This window comes from Pseudomonas batumici, assembly GCF_036585405.1.
Lineage (GTDB): Bacteria > Pseudomonadota > Gammaproteobacteria > Pseudomonadales > Pseudomonadaceae > Aquipseudomonas > Aquipseudomonas batumici.
This window is the reverse complement of sequence record NZ_CP144470.1, coordinates 801,272-819,428: the sequence shown is the minus strand read 5'-3', so window position 1 is coordinate 819,428 and position 18,157 is coordinate 801,272. Positions and strand designations below refer to the sequence as shown.

At 62.5% G+C, this 18,157-nt stretch carries 13 protein-coding genes and 1 pseudogene; 6 read left to right on the top strand and 8 right to left on the bottom strand.

Annotated features, from left to right (window positions below):
* The first annotated feature begins 153 nt into the window (after window positions 1-153).
* The 6 genes and pseudogenes from NUH87_RS03295 to NUH87_RS03270 all read left to right on the top strand — a co-directional run bounded on the left by NUH87_RS03295 (window position 154) and on the right by NUH87_RS03270 (window position 8,570).
* Complete coding sequence (locus tag NUH87_RS03295; RefSeq protein WP_338524706.1) at window positions 154-1,602, top strand: serralysin family metalloprotease; 1,449 nt, start codon at window positions 154-156, stop codon at window positions 1,600-1,602.
* 57 nt (window positions 1,603-1,659) lie between these two features.
* Entirely contained in the window at window positions 1,660-2,049 is a 390-nt protein-coding gene (locus NUH87_RS03290; protein WP_338524705.1) for a protease inhibitor Inh/omp19 family protein, read from the top strand.
* 192 nt (window positions 2,050-2,241) lie between these two features.
* Window positions 2,242-4,021: pseudogene (locus NUH87_RS03285) on the top strand (type I secretion system permease/ATPase).
* Entirely contained in the window at window positions 4,018-5,346 is a 1,329-nt protein-coding gene (locus NUH87_RS03280) for an HlyD family type I secretion periplasmic adaptor subunit (RefSeq protein ID WP_338524704.1), read from the top strand. The pseudogene NUH87_RS03285 and the gene NUH87_RS03280 overlap by 4 nt, the downstream one beginning before the upstream one ends.
* Window position 5,347: 1 nt before the next feature.
* Window positions 5,348-6,697 (top strand): TolC family outer membrane protein, encoded by a 1,350-nt coding sequence (locus NUH87_RS03275; protein ID WP_338524703.1) that lies wholly within the window; start codon window positions 5,348-5,350, stop codon window positions 6,695-6,697.
* Between the two features lie 25 nt (window positions 6,698-6,722).
* Window positions 6,723-8,570, top strand: coding sequence for a polyurethanase (locus NUH87_RS03270; protein WP_338524702.1), 1,848 nt, complete (start codon window positions 6,723-6,725; stop codon window positions 8,568-8,570).
* A gap of 83 nt (window positions 8,571-8,653) precedes the next feature.
* Here NUH87_RS03270 and NUH87_RS03265 read toward each other — a convergent pair whose 3' ends face one another.
* From NUH87_RS03265 to arnC, 8 genes are all read right to left on the bottom strand, one after another.
* Window positions 8,654-10,249: an ArnT family glycosyltransferase gene (locus NUH87_RS03265; RefSeq protein ID WP_338527067.1), complete on the bottom strand. Its 1,596-nt coding sequence runs from the start codon at window positions 10,247-10,249 to the stop codon at window positions 8,654-8,656.
* 116 nt (window positions 10,250-10,365) lie between these two features.
* Window positions 10,366-11,727, bottom strand: coding sequence for a UDP-glucose dehydrogenase family protein (locus NUH87_RS03260; RefSeq protein ID WP_040067720.1), 1,362 nt, complete (start codon window positions 11,725-11,727; stop codon window positions 10,366-10,368).
* A complete protein-coding gene (arnF, locus tag NUH87_RS03255; protein ID WP_040067721.1) occupies window positions 11,724-12,131 on the bottom strand; it encodes a 4-amino-4-deoxy-L-arabinose-phosphoundecaprenol flippase subunit ArnF in 408 nt (135 codons plus the stop codon). Before arnF ends, NUH87_RS03260 begins: the two co-directional genes overlap by 4 nt.
* On the bottom strand, window positions 12,128-12,472 hold the full coding sequence (arnE, locus tag NUH87_RS03250) for a 4-amino-4-deoxy-L-arabinose-phosphoundecaprenol flippase subunit ArnE (protein ID WP_338524701.1): 345 nt from the start codon (window positions 12,470-12,472) through the stop codon (window positions 12,128-12,130). Before arnE ends, arnF begins: the two co-directional genes overlap by 4 nt.
* The gene (arnT, locus tag NUH87_RS03245; protein ID WP_338524700.1) at window positions 12,469-14,118 is read right to left on the bottom strand and encodes a lipid IV(A) 4-amino-4-deoxy-L-arabinosyltransferase; all 1,650 of its coding nucleotides are present in this window, start codon (window positions 14,116-14,118) and stop codon (window positions 12,469-12,471) included. Before arnT ends, arnE begins: the two co-directional genes overlap by 4 nt.
* Window positions 14,115-14,999, bottom strand: coding sequence for a 4-deoxy-4-formamido-L-arabinose-phosphoundecaprenol deformylase (arnD, locus tag NUH87_RS03240; protein WP_040067725.1), 885 nt, complete (start codon window positions 14,997-14,999; stop codon window positions 14,115-14,117). Before arnD ends, arnT begins: the two co-directional genes overlap by 4 nt.
* Window positions 14,999-16,993, bottom strand: coding sequence for a bifunctional UDP-4-amino-4-deoxy-L-arabinose formyltransferase/UDP-glucuronic acid oxidase ArnA (gene arnA, locus NUH87_RS03235; RefSeq protein ID WP_040067727.1), 1,995 nt, complete (start codon window positions 16,991-16,993; stop codon window positions 14,999-15,001). The genes arnD and arnA overlap by 1 nt, the downstream gene beginning before the upstream one ends.
* Window positions 16,990-18,003 carry an undecaprenyl-phosphate 4-deoxy-4-formamido-L-arabinose transferase gene (arnC, locus tag NUH87_RS03230; RefSeq protein ID WP_040067730.1) on the bottom strand — a complete coding sequence of 338 codons (1,014 nt, stop codon included), beginning with the start codon at window positions 18,001-18,003 and terminating at the stop codon, window positions 16,990-16,992. The genes arnA and arnC overlap by 4 nt, the downstream gene beginning before the upstream one ends.
* Window positions 18,004-18,157: the final 154 nt, after the last annotated feature.

Here is an 18,157-nt window from a genome sequence, read left to right as displayed (position 1 = left end):
TGGGATTCGATCTCAAAAAAGCGCTGGACGTTTGATTTCAAATTGTGTCAGTTTCTCGCTGCCTTCAAAAAGGGCGAGTGATAGGATGATCTCGCCAAGGGATTGTCGCTATCGGACAAAAACTGTTTCACTTGCAAACAAGGAAGTGTGTTTATGTCGAAAGTCAAAACGAAAGCTATTGTTTCCACGGATGCGGCACTGGCGGACAACGGTACAAGTTCCGCCTTTAACCAGATCGATAGCTTCAGCCATCAATACGACCGTGGTGGCGACCTCACGGTCAATGGCAAACCCTCCTACTCCGTCGATCAAGCCGCCACGCAACTGCTGCGTGACGGTGCCACCTGGCATGATCTGAACGGCAGCGGCAAGATCGAGCTGACCTATACCTTCCTGACAGCCCCGACCTCGAATTTCAGTGGTCTGGGTGTCACCGGGTTCAGTCAGTTCAGTGCGCTGCAGAAGTCGCAAGCCGTGCTCTCCATGCAATCCTGGGCGGACGTGGCCAATGTGACGTTCACGGAGGCGGCGAAGGGCGGCGACGGTCATATGACCTTCGGCAACTACAGTGGCGGACAGGAGGGCGCGGCAGCGTTTGCCTTCCTGCCGGGTACCGAGCCTGGCTTCGATGGCCAGTCCTGGTACCTGACCGGCAGCGGCTACAACGTCAACAAGACGCCTGGCCTGAACAACTACGGTCGCCAGACCCTGACCCATGAGATCGGCCATACCCTCGGCCTGGCTCATCCCGGCGACTACAACGCCGGCGAAGGCAACCCGACCTACAACGACGCGTCCTATGGGCAGGACACCCGCGGCTACAGCGTCATGAGTTACTGGAGCGAAAGCAACACCAGCCAGAACTTCAGCAAAGGCGGTGTCGAGGCTTATTCCTCGGGCCCGCTGATGGACGACATCGCGGCGATCCAGAAACTCTACGGCGCCAACTACAGCACCCGTTCCGGTGATACCACCTATGGGTTCAACTCCAATGCCGGTCGCGACTACATGAGCGCCACCTCGTCTTCGGACAAGCTGGTGTTCTCGGTCTGGGACGGTGGCGGCAACGATACCCTGGATTTCTCCGGGTTCACCCAGAACCAGAAGATCAATCTTCATGCCGGTTCGTTCTCCGACGTTGGCGGCATGGTGGGCAATATCTCCATCGCCCAGGGCGTCACCATCGAGAACGCCATCGGTGGTTCGGGCAACGACCTGCTGATCGGCAATGACGTGGCCAACGAGCTGCGCGGCGGTGCCGGCAACGACATCATCTATGGTGCTGGCGGGGCCGACAAGCTCTGGGGCGGTTCGGGCAACGACACCTTCGTGTACGCTGCCGTTTCCGACTCCGCGCCGAATGCCGCCGACCGGATCATGGATTTCACCAGTGGCCAGGACAAGATCGATCTGTCCGGGATCACCCATGGTTCGGGCCTGAGCTTCGTCAATGCGTTCACCGGCCATGCCGGTGATGCGGTGTTGACGTATGCCTCGGGCACCAACCTGGGCACACTGGCGGTGGACTTCTCCGGGCACGGCGTAGCCGACTTCCTGGTGACCACCGTGGGTCAGGCAGCGGTCACGGATATCGTGGCTTGAGTTGATGCGGTACGGGCAGCGCTCCGGCGCTGCCCTCTGGCCCGGTAGTGCATGCCCATGATCAAGACGTTTGTCCGCAGTAGCTGTTCGACGTGGCTGATGGCCGCGTTCCTGGCGTTTTTTGGAGAAATCACCATGGCGAGAAGCCTGATCCTGACCCCACCCGAGGCCCTTGCCGGCCAGTGGCGGATGTACCCCGAAGGCACCAACCCGCAGGTTTGCGAGCTTGAACTCCTGCTCCAGTCGCCACGCCTGAGCGGCGATCTTGCCTGTATCGCCGGCTGGTTGGGCGAGCGCCCGGCCAACTGGGAGCCGACCCCCGACGGCCTGTGGCTTTATGGTGCCGAAGGGACTGGCATCGTGCACTTCAATCGGCAGAAAGCCGACCGCTATGAAGTTCGCTTGAAGAATGGAAAGGTTCTGGTACTGGTGCGCGATATGCCCTGAGTATTCAGGTGAAAACCGATTAAAGAGCAACTTGATACCTTGTATCCGTGCACCTTTGTTAGTTGCTTTTCCGTTCAGTCTTTATGAGTCGCGAAAGAACGACTCGTGTCGATAGTGCCTCTATTTTCGAGCGGCTCGCCGGCCATCGAATAAAGGTGCGTATCCGGCTGTCCGTAACATCAAGGAAGATAGATGAAACCGCCGAAAATGATGTCCGGGACACCGTTGATTCGTGTACTCGGCGATTATAAGAGTGTCTTGATCAGCGTCGGTTGTTTCACCGCACTGATCAACTTGCTGATGCTGGTGCCTTCCATTTACATGCTTCAGGTCTATGACCGGGTATTGACCTCGCAGAACGAAACCACCCTGGTGATGCTGACCCTGATGGTGGTGGGGTTCTTTGCCTTTATCGGGCTGTTGGAAGTGGTCCGCAGTTTTATCGTGATCCGCATCGGCAGCGCCCTGGAGCGGCGCCTGAACCTGCGGGTCTACCAGGCGGCGTTCGAACGCAACCTGTTGCGCGGCGAGGGCATGCCGGCCAGGCCCTCGGTGACCTGACCCATATTCGCCAGTTCCTCACCGGGCCGGCCTTGTTCGCCTTTTTCGATGCGCCGTGGTTTCCCATCTACCTGCTGGTGATCTTCCTGTTCAATCCCTGGCTGGGGGTCTTCGCCAGTGTCGGTGCCGTGCTCCTGATCGCCCTGGCGTACCTGAACGAGGCCATGACCAGGAAGCCCCTGAGCGAAGCCAGCGGTTATTCGCAGCAGTCGAGCCGATTGGCCACCAGCCATCTGCACAATGCCGAGACCATCCAGGCCATGGGCATGCTCGCGGCCCTGCGCAAGCGCTGGTTCCAGCTGCACTCGGGATTCCTGGCGCGGCAGAACCGGGCCAGTGACACGGGGGCGGTGATCACCTCCCTGAGCAAGATGCTGCGCCTGTGCCTGCAATCGCTGGTGCTGGGCCTGGGGGCGCTGTTGGTGATCAAGGGCGAGATGACCGCCGGCATGATGATCGCCGGTTCCATCCTGATGGGACGGGTACTCAGTCCCATCGACCAGTTGATCGCGGTCTGGAAGCAGTGGAGTTCGGCCAAACTCGCCTACCGGCGCCTGGACGACCTGTTGCGCGAGTTCCCCGAAATAGAAGGGCAGATGAGCCTGCCCGCGCCCCAAGGGCAGGTGGCCTTTGAACAGGTCAGCGCCGGACCGCCCGGCAAGCGTATCGCGACCCTGCACCCGATGAGTTTCAGCCTGGCGCCCGGCGAGGTGCTGGGGGTGCTCGGTTCCTCGGGCTCGGGCAAGTCGACCCTGGCCCGGGTGCTGGTGGGCGTCTGGCCGACCCTCGGCGGCACCGTGCGCCTGGACGGTGCCGACCTGCATCGCTGGGACCGCAACGACCTGGGCGCGCATATCGGTTACTTGCCCCAGGACATCGAGTTGTTCAGCGGCACCATTGCCGAAAACATCGCCCGCTTTGCCGAGGTCGACTCGCTGAAGGTGGTCGAGGCGGCGCGCCAGGCCGGTGTGCATGACTTGATCCTGCACCTGCCCCAGGGCTACGACACGTTGCTGGGGAAGACGGCAGCGGCCTGTCCGGCGGACAGAAGCAACGGGTGGCGCTGGCGCGGGCGCTGTATGGCGGCCCGCGCCTGGTGGTGCTGGATGAGCCCAACTCCAACCTCGACGTGGTCGGGGAAACCGCGTTGACCCAGGCGATTGCCCTGCTCAAGGCCCGGGGCAGCACGGTGGTCCTGGTGACCCACCGTTCCACCTCCCTGACCCAGGCGGACAAGCTGCTGGTGCTCAGCGAGGGCCGCTTGCAAGCCTTTGGCAGCAGTGCCGACGTGCTCAAGGCGCTGTCGAGCGGCGCGCCACCGACACCCCAACCGACCCGCGAGACCGTGACACCGGCCGGCGTCAGCCTGAGCCGACAGTATCCCGCGCCGACGCGCAGCAGCGGCACATGAGCAAGGACAGCACGATGCAGATCAGTAGCAGCGTTGAACGACCGGAGCGTGATGCCCGGTACTTTGCCCGCTTGGGCTGGTTGCTGGCGCTGCTGGGCGCCGGCAGCTTTTTCCTCTGGGCCGCCCTGGCGCCGCTGGACCAGGGGATTGCCGTGCAGGGCACCGTGGTGGTGTCCGGTAAACGCAAGGCCGTGCAGTCCCTGGGGGGCGGGGTGGTCAGTCGGATCCTGGTCCATGAAGGGCAAGTGGTCCATCAGGGCCAAGCGCTGTTTCGTCTCGACCAGACGCAGTTGTCGGCCGACGTGCAATCCCTGCAGGCCCAGTACCGCGTGGCCTGGGCCAGCCAGGCGCGCTGGCAGAGCGAGCGTGACAACCTGCCCCGGGTGATCTTTCCGAGCGAACTGAGCACGGACCCCGATCCCCACCTGGCGCTGGTGCTCGAAGGGCAGCGGCAATTGTTCAGCAGTCGCCGCGAAGCCTTTTCCCGCGAGCAGGCCGGTATTCGCGCCAGCATCGACGGCGCCGGCGCGCAACTGGCCGGCATGCGTCGCGCCCGCAGCGACATGCTGGAGCGCGCCGACTCCCTGCGCAGCCAGTTGGATAACCTCAAGCCCTTGGCGGAAAACGGCTATATCCCGCGCAACCGCCTGCTGGACTACCAGCGCCAGCTGTCCCAGGTGCAGCAGGACCTGGCGCAGAACAGCGGCGAAAGCGGGCGGGTGGAGCAGGGGATCGTCGAGTCGCGCCTGAAACTCTCCCAGCACGGCGAGGAGTACCAGAAGGAGGTGCGCAGCCAACTGGCCGAGGCCCAGCTCAAGAGCCTGACCCTGGAGCAGCAGTTGCGTTCGGCGGAGTTCGATCTGCAGCACAGCGAGATCAGCGCGCCGGCCGAGGGCATCGCGGTCAACCTGAGCGTGCACACCGAAGGCGCGGTGATCCGCGCCGGTGAAACCCTACTGGAGATCGTGCCCCAGGGTGAGCGTCTGGAAGTCGAGGGACATCTGCCGGTCAACCTGGTGGACAAGGTCGGCAGCCAGCTGCCGGTGGACATCCTGTTCACCGCCTTCAACCAGAGCCGTACACCGCGGGTTCCCGGTGAAGTCAGCCTGGTGTCCGCCGACCAGTTGCTCGATGAAAAGACCGGTGTGCCGTATTACGTGCTGCGCAGCTCGGTGAGCGATAGCGCCCTGGAAAAGCTCAACGGGCTGGTGATCAAGCCGGGCATGCCCGCCGAGATGTTCGTGCGCACCGGCGAACGCTCGCTGCTCAACTATCTGTTCAAACCGCTGCTGGACCGCGCGGGTTCCGCGTTGACCGAGCAATAGGATGTTCCACCGAATGAAGAAACTGTCGATGATCGCCGCAATGCTGTCCCTGTTGGTCAGCACCGGCAGCCAGGCCATGGGGCCGTTCGAGGTCTATGAGCAGGCGCTGCGCAATGACCCGGTGTTCCTCGGCGCGCTCAAGGAGCGCGATGCCGGGCAGGAAAACCGCGCCATTGGCCGGGCCGGCCTGCTGCCGCGGATTTCCTACAACTACAATCAGGGCCGCAACGACTCGAAGGCCACTTACCTCAACGAACGCGGCAACCTCCACGAGGACCGGCACTACACCAGTTCCGGCTCCACGCTGATGCTGCAACAACCGCTGATCGACTACGAGGCCTACGCCAATTACCGCAAGGGCGTGGCGCAGGCGTTGTTCGCCGATGAAACCTTTCGCGGCAAGAGCCAGGAACTGCTGGTGCGGGTCCTGACCTATTACACCCAGGCGTTGTTTGCCCAGGACCAGATCGAGATCGCCCAGGCCAGCAAGAAAGCCTATGAGGAACAGTTCCAGCAGAACGAGCAACTGTTCCGCCAGGGCGAGGGCACGCGCACCGATATTCTGGAGGCCGAGTCGCGTTTCGAACTGGCCACCGCCGAGGAAATCGAGGCGCGCAACGAACAGGACGCCGCCTTGCGCGAGCTCGGCGCGCTGATCGGCGTGCCGTCGGTGGCGGTTTCCGAATTGGCGCCGTTGGCCCAGGCTTTCCAATCGTTTCCCCTGGAACCGGCCAATTTCGATACCTGGCACGCGCTCGCCCTGGCCAACAACCCGACCCTGGCCTCCCAGCGACAGGCCCTGGAAGTGGCGCGCTATGAAGTGGAGCGCAATCGCGCCGGGCATCTGCCCAAGCTCAATGCCTACGCCAGCGTGCGCAAGAGCGAGTCCGACAGCGGCAACACCTACAACCAGCGCTACGACACCAACACCATCGGTTTCGAGGTGAACGTGCCGTTGTTCGCCGGCGGTGGGGTTTCGGCTTCGGTGCGCCAGGCCAGCGCCAATCTGGAACAGGCCGAGTACGAGCTGGACGGCAAGACCCGGGAAACCCTGATCGAGCTGCGTCGCCAGTTCAGTGCCTGCCTGTCGGGGGTGAGCAAGCTGCGCGCCTATCAGAAGGCCTTGAATTCGGCCGAAGCCCTGGTGGTCTCGACGAAGCAGAGCATCCTCGGCGGCGAGCGGGTCAACCTCGATGCGCTGAACGCCGAGCAACAGCTCTACAGCACCCGGCGCGACCTGGCCCAGGCGCGCTACGACTACCTGATGGCCTGGACCAAATTGCATTACTACGCGGGGACCCTGCGCGAAACCGATCTGGCCAGGGTCGACGAGGCTTTTGTACGTCGCTAATTCCAACCAGCAAGGAGGCAATACCATGGGTGTGTTTGACTATAAAAACGTAGGGACCGAGGCTTCGAAAACGCTGTATTCCGATGCGTTGGCGATCACCTTGTATTCCTACCACAACCTCGACAACGGTTTTGCCGTGGGCTACCAGCAGAACGGCTTCGGCCTCGGTCTGCCGGCCACCCTGGTCAAGGCCCTGATCGGCGGTACGGATGCCCAGGGGGTCGTCCCCGGGGTGCCCTGGAACCCGGATTCGGAGAAAGCCGCGCTGGTGGCGGTGAAGGCCGCCGGCTGGACGCCCATCAGCGCCGCGCAACTGGGCTACGGCGGCAAGACCGACGCTCTCGGCACCTACTATGGCGAAAAGGCCGGCTACACCACGGCGCAGGCGGAAATCCTCGGCAAGTATGACGCCGGCGGGCACCTGACTGAGATCGGTGTGTCCTTCCGTGGTACCAGTGGCCCCCGGGAAAGCGAGATCAGCGACACGATCGGCGATGCGATCAACGATTTGCTGGCGGCCATCGGACCCAAGGATTACGCGAAGAACTACAGCGCCAATGCCTTCGAAGGCCTGCTCAAGAGCGTGGCGAGCTTTGCCGCGGCCAACGGCCTTTCCGGCAAGGACGTGCTGGTCAGTGGCCACAGCCTGGGCGGGCTGGCGGTCAACAGCGTGGCCGACCTGAGCCAGGACCATTGGGGCGGTTTCTACAAGGACGCCAACTACATCGCCTTCGCCTCGCCGACCCAGAGCGGCCCGGGCACCCAGGTGCTGAACATCGGTTATGAAAACGACCCGGTGTTCCGTGCCCTCGACGGCTCCAGCCTGACCCTGGCGACCCTGGGCGTACACGATGCGAACAAGGCTTCGGCGACCAACAATATCGTCAGTTTCAACGACCATTACGCTTCCGATGCCTGGAACCTGTTGCCGTTTTCCATCGGCAACGTCGCCACCTGGATTTCCCACCTGCCGACGGCCTACGGCGATGGCCTGAACCGCGTGCTGGGATCGCAGTTCTATGACCTGACCAGCAAGGACTCGACCATCATCGTCGCCAACCTGTCGGATCCTGCCCGGGACAAGACCTGGGTGCAGGACCTCAATCGCAACGCCGAAACCCATACCGGCACCACCTTCATCATCGGCAGCGATGCCAACGACCTGCTCAAGGGCGGCCGTGGCAACGATTACATCGAAGGTCGTGGCGGCAACGACACTTTCCGCGACGACGGTGGCTACAACATCATCCTGGGCGGCAAGGGCAACAACACCTTCGATCTGCAGAAGTCCTTGAGCAGCTTCGATATTGCCAATGACGGTCACGGCACCTTGTACATCCGCGATGCCGAGGGCGGGATCACCATCGCCCAGAACATCAGTACCCTGGTCAGCAAGGAGCCGAGCCTGGTGTTCTTCAGCAAGGAGGTGGCCCATGCGGTGGGCAACCAGAGCCTGTCCGAGGGGCATTACGTCAACTCACAGGTCGCCACCGACGGTGCCGATACCCTGACCGCGAAGTCCTCGGGCGAGTGGCTGCTGGGCAATGGTGGCGACGATCACCTGATCGGTTCGGCGAACGGCGGCAACCTGTTTATCGGTGGGGCCGGCAATGACCTGATGGACGCCAAGGGCGGAGGCAATACCTTCCTGTTCAACGGCTTCAAGACCTCGTTCGGCCAGGACCGGATCACCGGCTTCCAGGCTTCCGACAAGCTGGTGTTCATGGGTTATGCCGATACCCAGGGGCACGATATCCAGGAGCATGCCAAGGTGGTGGGGCACGATACCGTGCTGAGCTTCGGGGCGGATTCGGTGACGTTGGTGGGGGTAGGGCTGGATGTGCTGAAAGGGGCGAGCGTAGTCATCGCCTGACGCTGTACTGTAGGAGCCGGCTTGCTGGCGATTGGGTCTCAAGACCGCCAAAAGCTTCGCTGGCAAGCCCGGCTCCTACAGGTTTACGGCAGCTTCAACAGCACATAATCGTTCTTGTCGAACTTCTGGCTGAGCACCGGTGCCAATTCGCCGATAGTCGAGCCTTTCAGCGCCTCGTAAGTGCTCTTGTCCATCATCACCCAGGCTGGTCGCGCCACGGCCTGAAGCTGCTCCGTGGTGTCCGTGAAGAGCGGACGCGGATCGCCCTCGGCATTGACCATGAACTTGATCGCCCGCCCGTCCTTGCCCATCGCATGCATGACCAGTGGCGCCGGATCCTGCTGGATCAACTGCTGGGTGGCACGGGTAAAGGTGCGGGTGTCGTAGGTCACTCGTTCGGTCGGCTCGACGATCAGGATATAGCTGCTCCACAGCGCCAGTACCGCACAACCGGCCAATCCGAGTGCGCGCCAGCGGGCGTTGAACAGTGCCAGCACGGCGATCACCTGCAAGGCGCCGACCAGGTAGGGAGCGATTCCCAGGGTCGGCAGCTCCTCGGGGAAGCGCCGATGCAACATGAACATTCCGGCAACCAGCAGGCCCGGGAGGATCAGCCAGAGGCCTTGCATCAGCCCGCGCAGCCAGGCGAACAGGCGGCCCTGAGCGACCTGGAACGGATAGGCCGCGACAATGGCAGCCATCGGCACCATCGGCAGGATATAGCGGGCTTTTTTCGCCTGGGGCACGGACAGGCCGAGCATCACGATCAGGCCGGCCGCGACCGCGTAGAGGGTCAGTTGCAGCGCCGGCCCGCGATGCTGGCGGCCGGTTGCCAGGATGGCGACCAGCACCAGTACGGCCAACGGATAGGCCAGGGCGTAATTGCCAAAGGCACTGCTGAAGTAATACAGCGTCCCGCTGGAGCCCGCCGTGCCGTCCATGCGGCCGGTGAACTGCATGTGGATCACTTCCTGGAGAAAGGCCGGGCCGCCGTCCAGCGAGGCCAGCCACAACAACAGGCCGATGCAGGCCGCCAGCAGGAACAGGGCCTGGAAGCCGAACACGAACAGCCGGCGCCATTGCCCGCTGAGCAGGTAGAAGCTGCACAGCATGCCGGTGGGGATCACCAGGCCCATGGGCCCGCGAATGGCAAAGCCCAGCACCAGCAGCGCCAGGAGGAGCACGCTGCGCCTCGGGGCACCCTGGTATCGGGCGACATAACCCAGGTAGAACACCGTCAGCGACACGGCGGCGAGCATCTGGTCCAGGGAAACGGCGCGGGTTTCGATCAGGAAATTGTTGGTCAGCAACAGCAAGGCGATGCTCAGCAGCGCCCAGCGTGGGGAATGAGGGGCGACCAGGCGGTACATCAGCACCACGATCCAGGCCGACGCCAGGGCGCTCGGCAGCCAGGCCGCGAAGGCATTGACCGTGCCGAACGGCAGCGCCAGCAACCAGATCAGCAGGGTGGAAAAGGCCGAATAGTCCGGGTACGGCTCGCCATAGGTGGTGGGGAAGAAACTCGGACCGTGGCGCAGCATTTCCTCGGCGAACAGCACGAAGCGCGAGTCGAAGCCGATGGCGGCTTGCTGATAGACGCCGGCGATGAACAGCAGCAGGGCCACCAGGCCCAGGCCGAGGGATTGGCGATTCAGGGTATTTCGGGATGAGGACGTCAATGTCACGGCCGTGGACCTAAATACGCGAGCAGGCTCGCTAGGAACGAAAACGCGGTCATTTGGCAATGACCGCGTCGCTTGTTTACCCGGATAGACCCGCTGTACGGGTCAGGGCATCACTCCTGGCCGTAACGGGTCACCGGCAGGTCCAGCGAGGCGCCGCGACCGATCGCAAAGTAGGTGAAACCTTTGCGCTGCATGCGATTGGCGTCGTACAGGTTGCGGCCGTCGAAGATCACCGGCGCCTTGAGGCGCTGCTTGATCAGTTCGAAGTCCGGGGCCTTGAACTGTTGCCATTCGGTGCAGACGATCAGCGCGTCGGCGCCGACCAGTGCCGATTCCGGCGTGCCCATCAGCGACAGGCCCGGTTCATCCGGGTAGATGCGCTGGGTTTCCTGCATGGCTTCCGGGTCGAACGCACGAACCTGGGCGCCGGCTGCCCACAGGGCTTCCATCAGCACGCGGCTTGGCGCGTCACGCATGTCGTCGGTGTTGGGCTTGAACGCCAGGCCCCAGAGGGCGAAGGTCTTGCCTTTCAGGTCGCCTTTGTAGAAGGCGTTGAGGCGGTCGAACAGCTTGTGCTTCTGCCGCTCGTTGATCGCCTCGACCGCTTGCAGCAGGTCGCTGGAGCAGTTGGCGGCCTGGGCGCTGTGGATCAGGGCGCGCATGTCCTTGGGGAAGCACGAGCCGCCGTAGCCGCAGCCCGGGTAGATGAAGTGGTAACCGATGCGCTGGTCGGCGCCGATGCCCATGCGCACGGCTTCGATGTCCGCGCCCAGGTGTTCGGCCAGCTCGGCGATCTGGTTGATGAAGCTGATCTTGGTCGCCAGCATGCAGTTGGCGGCGTACTTGGTCAGTTCGGCGCTGCGCAGGTCCATGAACATGATGCGGTCATGGTTGCGGTTGAACGGGGCGTAGAGGTCGCGCATCACTTCACGGACTTCTTCGCGCTCGCAACCGATGACGATACGGTCCGGGCGACGGCAGTCTTCCACCGCCGAACCTTCCTTGAGGAATTCCGGGTTGGAGACGATATCGAATTCCAGGGTGCGGCCGACCTTGCCCAGGGCGGCTTCGATGTGCGCGCGCAGGGTGTCGCCGGTGCCGACCGGTACGGTGGATTTTTCCACCAGGATCAGTGGCTCGACGCGGTGACGAACCACGGCATCGCCCACCGAGAGGACGTACTTGAGGTCAGCCGAACCGTCTTCGTCCGACGGCGTGCCGACGGCGATGAACAGCACCTGGCCATGCTCGATCGCCAGCTTTTCGTCGCTGGTGAAGTGCAGGCGGCCGCTTTCCAGGTTGGTCTTGACCATGGTCTCCAGCCCTGGCTCGAAGATGGGGATATGGCCTTTGCGCAGCAAGTCGATCTTGTTCTGGTCGACGTCCATGCACACGACATCATGACCGACTTCGGCCAGCACAGTCGCCTGCACCAGACCGACATAACCGCTACCAATTACGCTGATTTTCATACGGAGTCCCTAGGACGGGGTATACGTGGAGAGTTGATCGTTAGCACACCGAGAATGACCAGGGCCACTCCCAGCGATTTTGAAAGACTGAAGCTTTCATTGAAAAACGGCAGGCCGGCGGCCAACAGGTAGACCAGCGCGTAACTCACGCTGAGCAACGAGTAGGCCCGGCCCAGTGGCAGGTCGCGCAAGGCGGCCAGCCAGCACAGCATGGACAGGGCATAGGCGAGGATCGACGCGGCCACCACTCCCAATGCCAGCAACGATACGTCCTGAGTCATCAGCGCGTCCAGCCATTGGGCCGGTTCCGGCAGGCGGGTCATGCTCCAGCGCATGCCCAACTGGGCACCGCTGACCAGCAGGACGCTGCCGGTAGCCAGGGTAAAACCGCGGGCCAGGCTCATACGTGACGCCCCAACAGGACCACACCGGCGATGATCAACGCCACGCCCAACCAATGGCGGGTGTCGATCGACTCCTTGAACAGGTAGCGCGCCACCAGGGTGATCAGGACAAAGTTCAGGCTGAGCATCGGATAGGCAATCCCGACTTCCAGCCGTTGCAGCACCAGCAGCCAGACCAGCAGGCCGAAACCGAGGCTGGCCAGTGCCAGCCACAGCCAGGGCGAACGCAGTTTATGGACGATGCCCTGGGAAGGGCCGCGCCAGCTTTCGACGGCGAATTTCTGGGCGACTTGGCCCAGGCAGGTCAGCAGGCAGGCGCCCAGCAGCAACATCAAGGTCATGGTGCGGTCTTCGAGAAAATCAGGATGACCATGTTGCCTTCTTCATAGCGAACATGATCCTTGGGCAGCAGGTCGATCTCGTGCAGTTCGTCCTGATCCTTGACGCGCATCACCACGCCGACCTGGCCATCACGGCGGGCGTTGTCCATCCAGGCCTGGATCTGGCTCAGGTCCTGGACGCGCCCCGCGGTCTCGGGATAACCCAGGCCGTACTGCAATTCACCCTGGGTGTTGTAGAGGGTGATGTCGCTGCGTTTCATGCGCCAGGCCAGCGCGGAAGCGGCACCCAGGTCATTGCTCAGGAAGTGCGTACTCTGGCTCAGTTCTTCGGCATGGTGGGCGATGAACTGGTCTGGCATCTTGTTGTGGACGATGACGTTCGGCATGGCCGCCGGCAGCAGCAAGACCAGCATGCCCATGCCCAGTGCCGGGGTGGCCCAGAAGGTCAGTGGCTTGAGCAGCGGCAAGACGTTGACCAGGACCCAGCTGCCGAGGAACACGCAGAGCAGGGTCAGTTGCAACGGCTCGTTATCGTAGAACGGCTGCTTGAGCTGGAAATACACCAGCGCCGCCAGCGCCACCAGGCCCAGCACCAGGTTGAGCAGGCCATTGAGACGTGGAACCTGGCCTTGCGCAAGCTTGATGCGCTCCATCAGCGAATGCCCCATCAACAACGCCAGGGGCATCAGGCACGGCATGATGTAGGTCGGCAGCTTGCCGCGACTGAGGCTGAAGAACGCCAGCGGCAGCAGCATCCAGAGCAGCAGGAACACGGTGATACGCTGGCCTTTGGTACGCCAGGCGTCCTTGAGGGTCACCGGCAGCAGCAGCGCCCACGGCAGGCTGGAAACCACCATCATCGGCAGGTAGAACCACCAAGGACGGGTGTGCTGTGCGTCTTCGGCGGCGAAGCGGCGGATATGCTCGTGCCAGAAGAAGAAACGCCAGTAGTCCGGTTCCTGAAGGTGAACGGCCAATACCCAGGGCAGGCTGATCAGTGTCGCCACCGCCACCGCCACCAGGCCATAACCCACCAGCTCGCGAAAACGCTTCTGCCAGATCATGTAGGGCAGGGCGATCAGCACCGGCAGCATCAGGGCGAGGAAGCCCTTGGTCATGAAGCCCATGCCACAGGCCAGGCCCAGGGCCACCCACGACCACAGGCGCGCCCGCGGGCTGTTGCTGTCGATGGCGAACCACAAGGCCACGAAGCTCAGATTGACCCAGAAGGTGAACTGCGGATCGAGGTTGGCGTAACCGGCTTGCCCGGCGATCAGGCCGAAGCTCATGTAGAGCGCGGCGCAGGCAAACTGCTTGCGTTCGTCGTTCCACAGGCGTCCGGCGATCAGATAGACCAGCAGCACGCTCAGCCCGGTGCTCAGGGCCGAGGCGAAGCGCACGCCGAAAAAGTTTTCACCGAAGATCGCCTGGCCGATGGCGATCATCCAGTAACCGGCGATGGGTTTTTCGAAGTAGCGCAGCTCCATGAAATGCGGTGAAGCCCAATGGCCATGGGCGAGCATTTCCTGGCCGATCTGCGCGTAGCGGGTTTCGTCCGGAATCCACATGCCATGGGTGACCAGTGGCAGCAGGTAGAACAGCAGAAAAGCGAGGAACAGCAATGGCAAAGCCCAGCGCCTGGTCATCCCTGCTGTACCCCGAGCCAGCCTTCACGGCCGCCGAGGGTGCCGCGTACCAGTTGCCCTTCGGGCAAGCGGTCCAGTTGTGCCGGCAACAGGTTGACCAGGGGTTGGAACTCGATGTCGCGCGCCTTGGCCTGGGCCAATAGCTGGCGGAACTCGTTCGCCATCAGAATCCCTTCTACTTCCGCGTGAATGGTGTAGACATTCAGGCGCGCCGGACTGAACCGGTCGAGAATGAACGCATTGAAATCTTTCGCGGCCAGATCCGCACCCACGACTTCGTCGAAAGTGGGCAGGTCCACGGGAATTTGCGGGGTACCCAGGCTGCCATCCGCCAACCGTGGCAGAAACAGACCATGCCCGCGGCAGTCGCTGTTGTAGCGAAAGCCGAATGCTTCCTTGGCTTGCACGACACGCTCGTCCGCCCGCCAACCGGCGGTGGCCGAACATTCGACGGCTTGCCCGGTGATATCGCTCAGGCAATCGACGCCGCGACGGATCTGTTCGATCAGTTCGGCCTCGCTCCAGCGCCCGGCGTTGGCCTGCCAGCCGTGGTGATCCCAGGCGTGCAGGCCGACCTCATGGCCGGCGGCCAGGGTCTGGCGCATCAGATGCCCCAGATCCCGACCGATCGGCTTGCCTGGCCAGGCAGTGCCGGCCAGCAAGATGTCCCAGCCATAAAGGCTGGCGGCCTTGGAACGCAACATTTTCAGCAGGAACTGGGGTTTGATGAGGCGCCACAAGTGGCGCCCCATGTTGTCCGGTCCGACGCTGAAGAAGAACGTCGCCTTGACCTGGGCCTCGTCGAGCAGTTCCAGCAACCGCGGTACCCCTTCACGGGTACCGCGATAGGTGTCCACATCGATGCGAAGTCCAGCCTGCATCAGCGCTTGTCCGCGATTTCGAGCATGGCTTCTTTCAGGAAGAAGTCCAGGGTGTTACCGATGGTTTCGCTCATCTCGACGGTAGGCTCCCAGTTCAGCAGGCGCTTGGCGTTTTCGACGCTTGGTTTGCGGTGCGAAACGTCCTGGTAGCCAGTGCCGTAGAACGCCTTGCTCTCCACTTCGCGGAAACCGGCGAACGGAGGGAAGTTGCTGCGCAGCGGGTGAGCTTCGAACTGACGCAGCAGTTCTTCGCCCAGCTGACGGATGCTGGCTTCGTTGTTCGGGCTACCGATGTTGATGACCTGGCCGTTGCAGCAGTCGTTCTCGTTGTCGACGATACGGGCCAGGGCCTCGATGCCGTCGGCGATGTCGGTGAAGCAACGCTTCTGCTCGCCGCCGTCGAACAGGCGGATCGGGGTACCTTCCACCAGGTTCAGGATCAGCTGGGTGATGGCGCGGGAGCTGCCGATACGAGCCGAATCCAGACGGTCCAGGCGCGGACCCATCCAGTTGAACGGACGGAACAGGGTGAAGTTCAGCTGGCCTTTGGCGCCGTAAGCCCAGATCACGCGGTCCAGCAGTTGCTTGGATACCGAGTAGATCCAGCGCTGCTTGTTGATCGGGCCGACGATCAGGTTCGAGGTGTCTTCGTCGAAGTTCTCGTCCTGGCACATGCCGTAGACTTCGGAAGTCGACGGGAAGATCACGCGCTTGTTGTACTTGACGCAGTAGCGAACCAGTTTCAGGTTCTCTTCGAAGTCCAGTTCGAATACGCGCAGCGGGTTGCGGGTGTATTCGATCGGGGTGGCGATGGCCACCAGCGGCAGGACCACGTCGCACTTCTTGATGTGATATTCGATCCACTCGGAGTGGATGCTGATATCGCCTTCGACGAAGTGGAAGTTCGGGTGGCTGCGCAGGCGATCGATGGCGTCGGAGCCGATGTCCAGACCGTAGACTTCGTACTTGTCGTCACGCAGCAGGCGCTCGGACAGGTGGTTACCGATGAAGCCGTTGACGCCCAGGATCAGTACGCGGGTACGACGTGGCTTGCGGCCCGACTCGGCGCCACGAAGGAAGGAACCGTCAACCAGGCCCAGTTCGTTGGCCAGTTGCGGGCCGCTGAGGAACAGGCCGTTGTCGTTGCGCTGACCGGCGTTGATCACCAGGGAGTCTTCACCGCAGGCGATGCGCAGCGGATCGACGCTGATCACACGGCCAGGGGCCTGACCTTCGTTGCCCTTGACGACTTCGGCGCTCCAGATGATCAGCTTGTGCTCGCCCACGGCGCAGAACGCACCCGGGTAAGGCTGGGTCACGGCGCGAACCAGGTTGAACAGCTCTTCGGCAGGCTTTTTCCAGACCAGTTTGCCGTCAGCCGGGGTGCGGCGACCGAAATAAGTGGCCTTGGATTCGTCCTGGGCGGTTTCGCTCAGCTTGCCGGCGGCCAGTTGTGGCAGCGCTTCGTTCAGCAGGGCGGCGGCGCTTTCACGCAGCTTGGTGTGCAGGCTCAGGGCGGTGTCGGCACGCTCGATGGCGACGCGGTTCTGCGCCAGGATGCCACCAGCATCGGCACGCTTGACCATGCGGTGCAGGGTCACGCCGGTTTCGGTTTCGCCGTTGACCAGCACCCAGTTGGCCGGTGCGCGACCGCGGTAGCGTGGCAGCAGGGAGCCGTGCAGGTTGAACGCGCCGTTCTTGGCGGTGGCCAGCAGCTCTTCGCTCAGCAGGTTGCGGTAGTAGAACGAGAAGATGTAGTCCGGGTTCAGCTTGGCGATGCGCTCGATCCACAGCGGGTGGTTGGCATCTTCCGGTGCATGCACCGTAATGCCCTTGCGAGCACAGAGTTGGGCAACGGAACCGTAGAAGGCGTTCTCCTTCGGGTCGTCGGCATGGGTGAACACTGCGGCAATGTCATAACCTGCGGCGAGCAGGGACTCGATGCCGGTGCAACCAATATCGTGATAGGCGAAGACGACAACTTTCGGATTCATGGTGCGACCTGATTGGCGGTAGTAGTAGAAGGGGTATCACCAGCAGCGCTGGCAGGAGAGGGCTGGCTACGCAGCACTTTCTCGATGAAGAAGCGCGGACGTGCACGCACGTCACTGTACATGCGGCCCAGGTATTCGCCCAGGAGCCCCATGCCGATGAACTGGCCGCCGGTGAAGACGAACAGGATAGCAAACAGTACGAACGAACCGTCACCGGCCCAGGCGGCGCCGAACATCAGGCGCAGCACCACCAGCAGGAAGGCGAACAGGGCGCCGAGGCCGGCCATGGTGAAACCGATGATGCTCAACAGCCGCAGGGGCGTGGTGGTCATGCAGGTGACCAGGTCGAACATCAGGTTGATCAGGCGCATCGGGCTGTATTTCGAGTCGCCGTGCTCGCGCTCGGCGTGCTGCACCAGCACTTCGGTGGTGTGCCGGGCAAAGCTGTTGGCCAGGATCGGGATGAAGGTGCTGCGCTCGCGGCAGGCCAGCATCGCGTCGACGATGGTCCGGCGATAGGCGCGCAACATGCAGCCGTAGTCGCTCATGGCGACGCCGGTGGAGCGTTGCACGGCCATGTTGATCAGGCGCGACGGCCAGCGGCGCAGGGCCGAGTCCTGGCGATTGTTGCGCACGGTACCGACCACGTCGTAACCCAGTGCGGCCTGTTCCACCAGGCGCGGGATTTCTTCCGGCGGGTTTTGCAGGTCGGCATCCAGGGTGATGACCAGATCGCCTGTGGATTGCTCGAAGCCGGCCATGATCGCGGCGTGCTGACCGTAGTTGCGGTTCAGGATCACGGCGATGACAGGGCTGCCTTCACGCTCGGCGGCTTCCTGAAGAAGGTCGGCGGAACGATCGCGGCTGCCGTCGTCGACCAGGATGATTTCGACATCCTGGGTCAGCTGCGAACAGGCGGCCTCGGTGCGGCGCAACAGTTCGGGCAGGCTCTGCTCTTCGTTATAGACCGGGATAACGATCGACACGCGCTGGATTGGATAAGGTTTCAAAGGCTTCTTTCCAGAAAGGTTTCAATGGTGCGGCGATGCTTCAAGCCAGCCGATAGCATGCCGGACTCAACGCTCAGGCACAATGAACGATGCCTTTTATGCGGGCAAGCATAGAGGCAAGACCGTGGGATGATACAGGGGTAATAAAAAACAT